This window comes from Streptomyces sp. NRRL WC-3549 (assembly GCF_000721935.1).
Lineage (GTDB): Bacteria > Actinomycetota > Actinomycetes > Streptomycetales > Streptomycetaceae > Streptomyces.
Genome location: NZ_KL585400.1, coordinates 62,836 through 66,180, shown reverse-complemented (window position 1 = coordinate 66,180; position 3,345 = coordinate 62,836). Strand labels below are relative to the sequence as shown.

3 protein-coding genes are annotated in these 3,345 nt (G+C 69.2%); all 3 read left to right on the top strand.

The window, feature by feature from the left end; genetic code table 11:
- Positions 1-370 (top strand): cytochrome c biogenesis CcdA family protein (locus tag IH13_RS0116110; RefSeq protein WP_031084996.1); only part of this gene is annotated, 370 nt, incomplete at its 5' end.
- Positions 371-376: 6 nt separating this feature from the next.
- Positions 377-2,065, top strand: coding sequence for a cytochrome c biogenesis protein ResB (gene resB / locus IH13_RS0116105; protein ID WP_031084995.1), 1,689 nt, complete (start codon positions 377-379; stop codon positions 2,063-2,065).
- Positions 2,062-3,144 (top strand): c-type cytochrome biogenesis protein CcsB, encoded by a 1,083-nt coding sequence (ccsB, locus tag IH13_RS0116100; protein ID WP_031084994.1) that lies wholly within the window; start codon positions 2,062-2,064, stop codon positions 3,142-3,144. Before resB ends, ccsB begins: the two co-directional genes overlap by 4 nt.
- Positions 3,145-3,345 lie beyond the last annotated feature (201 nt).

Genomic DNA, 3,345 nt, shown 5'->3' with positions numbered 1-3,345 from the left:
AAAGAAGCCGGTGACCGGACTGGTGGGCGCGCCGGTGCTCGGCGCGCTCTTCGGTATCGGGTGGACGCCCTGCCTGGGCCCCACCCTGTCCTCGGTCCAGGTCCTCGCGTTCCAGCAGGGGACCGCGGGGCGCGGGGCGCTGCTGTCCGTGGCCTACTGCGTCGGGCTCGGCGTCCCCTTCGTCCTGGCCGCGGTCGCCTTCCGCAAGGCGCTGGGCGCCTTCGGCTGGGTCAAGCGCCACTACACCTGGGTCATGCGGATCGGCGGCGGCATGATGATCGTGACCGGTGTCCTCCTGCTGACGGGCGCCTGGGACACGCTCATCCAGGAGATGCGGGTCTGGTCCGACGGCTTCACTGTGGGGATCTGAGTTTTCATGAGCAACCTGAACACCACGGACGAGCGTGAGCTCTCCACGGCCGGAGAGCAGCTCTCGACCGCGCCGCGCGAGGAGTCCGCCTCCTCCGTACCCGCCATGGGCGCCATCGGCTGGGCCCGCTGGTTCTGGCGCCAGCTCACCTCGATGCGGGTCGCCCTGATCCTGCTCTTCCTGCTGTCGCTCGGTGCCATCCCCGGCTCGCTGATCCCGCAGAACAGCGTGGACGAGATGAAGGTGGAGGCCTTCAAGGCCGACCACACCACCCTCAGCCCGCTCTACGAGAAGCTCCAGCTCTTCGACGTCTACAGCTCGGTGTGGTTCTCGGCGATCTACATCCTGCTGTTCGTCTCGCTGATCGGCTGCATCGTCCCGCGCACCGCCCAGTTCGTCGGCCAGCTGCGCGGCCGCCCGCCCGGCGCCCCGAAGAAGCTGACCCGGCTGCCCGCGTACACCACCTGGCGCACCGAGGCGGAGCCCGAGCAGGTCCGCGAGGCCGCCCTCACCGTCCTGCGCAAGCGGCGCTTCCGCTCGCACGCCGTCGGGGACGCCGTCGCCGCCGAGAAGGGCTACCTCCGCGAGGTCGGCAACCTGCTCTTCCACATCGCGCTGATCGTCATGCTCGTGGCCTTCGGCTGGGGGCAGCTCTTCAAGTTCGAGGGCGGCAAGCTCATCCTGGAGGGCGACGGGTTCGCCAACACCAAGACGCAGTACAACAACTTCAGGCCCGGCACGCTCTTCAGCGACGACGACCTCGTCCCCTTCAGCTTCGACCTCGACGAGTTCAAGGGCACCTACGAGCGCACCGGCCCCCAGCGCGGCACCCCGCGCACCTTCGAGGCCCACGTGACGTACTCCGAGGGCGTCGACGGCAAGCCGCAGAAGCGGGTCATCAAGGTCAACAAGCCCCTCGTCGTCGACGGCACCAAGGTCTACCTCAACGCCCACGGCTACGCGCCCGTCATCTCCGTGAAGGACGGCAGGGGCAAGGAGGTCTACCGCAACGCCGTGCCGCTGCTGCCCCAGGACAACAACATCACCTCCACCGGCGCGATCAAGGTGATGGACGGTTACCGGGACGCCGACGGCGAGAAGACCCAGCTGGGCTTCCAGGCGTTCTTCGTCCCGACCTTCGCGGGTGAGGGCAGCGGCACGATGTTCTCGCAGTTCCCCGCGCTCGACTACCCGGTCCTCGCCCTCAACGGCTACCACGGCAGCCTCGGCGTCGACTCCGGACTGGCGCAGAACGTCTACCAGCTCGACCCGTCCAAGATGACGGCGTTCAAGGACAGCAACGGCGATCAGCTCAAGCAGCGGCTGCGCCCCGGCGAGACCATGAAGCTGCCCGACGGCGCCGGCTCGGTCACCTTCGAGGGCGTCGAGGAGTGGGCCACCTTCCAGATCTCCGAGCAGCCCGCCGCCGGCTGGGCCCTCACCGGGTCCGTCGCCGCCATCGCGGGACTCGCCGGCTCGCTCTTCATCCAGCGCCGCCGTGTGTGGGTGCGGGCCGTGCGGGGGGCGGACGGGGTCACCGTCGTCGAGATGGCCGGTCTGGGCCGCAGCGAGTCCGCGAAGCTCCCCGAGGAGCTGGCCGTGCTTGCGGACGCGCTCCACACCGCGGTACCCACCGCACCCGATCCCGTGTCCGAACAACCCTCCGAAGAACCTGCCGAAGGGGCTGAGAAGTGAATCTCGCCGCCGCAACCAACGAGAACCTGGCACATACCAGCAATGTGCTCATCTATTCGTCGATGGCCGTCTACACCCTGGCCTTCTTCGCGCACATCGCCGAATGGATCTTCGGCAGCCGCAGCAAGGTCGGCCGCACGGCCGCCGCGCTGAAGCACGACCCGGCCACCGCCGCCGCCCCCTCGGTGCAGGTGAGGAGCGCCCAGGGCGGTACCTCCGTGCTGGAGCGGCCCAAGGTCGTCACCCGGGCCGCGTCCGGCACCCGTGACGTCCCCGACGGGCCCGGAGCGGCCGGGGGCACCTTCAAGGGCGACCTGTGGGGGCGTATCGCGGTCTCCCTGACCGTCGTCGCCTTCGCTGTCCAGGCGGGCGGCGTCGTCGCGCGCGCCCTGTCGGTGCAGCGGGCCCCCTGGGGCAACATGTACGAGTTCTCGATCACCTTCTCCACGGTGGCCGTCGGCGCGTACCTGGTCCTCCTCGCCCTCCGGAAGAACGTCCGCTGGATCGGTCTGCTGCTGGTCACCACGGTCCTGCTTGACCTGGGCATCGCCACCACCACGCTCTACACCGACAGCGACCAGCTGGTACCCGCGCTGCACTCCTACTGGCTGTGGATCCACGTCTCCACCGCCATCATCTGCGGTGCCGTCTTCTACCTCGGTGCCGTCGGCACACTGCTCTACCTCTTCCGCGACAGCTACGAGAGCAAGATCGCGAGCGGCGGGACGCCGGGCAGGCTCGCCACCTCCGTCATGGAGCGGCTGCCGGCCGCCAAGAGCCTGGACACCTTCTCGTACCGCATCAACGCGGCCGTCTTCCCGCTGTGGACGTTCACGATCATCGCGGGCGCGATCTGGGCGGGCGACGCCTGGGGCCGGTACTGGGGCTGGGACCCCAAGGAGGTCTGGTCCTTCATCACCTGGGTCGCGTACGCCGCCTACCTGCACGCCCGCGCGACGGCCGGCTGGAAGGGCCGCAAGGCCGCCTACCTGGCGCTGGTGGCCTTCGGCTGCTGGCTCTTCAACTACTACGGCGTGAACATCTTCGTCACCGGCAAGCACTCCTACGCCGGGGTCTAGGGCCGCGGCACCTCACACACAGAGAGGGCGCGACCGCGGAGAAGCGGTCGCGCCCTCGCCGTCGTACCGGGCTCAGCCGAGCGGGACGTCCAGGACCACCTTGCGGTGGCTGAACGTCTCCAGCGAGTACCGGCCGTGGTAGCTGCCCATGCCGCTCTCGCCGACCCCGCCGAACGGCAGGTCGGAGACGGTCAGATGGGC

Coding starts and splice junctions, on each gene's coding strand:
- resB (WP_031084995.1), top strand. CDS start 377: ATGAGCAACCTGAACACCACGGACGAGCGTGAGCTCTCCACGGCCGGA.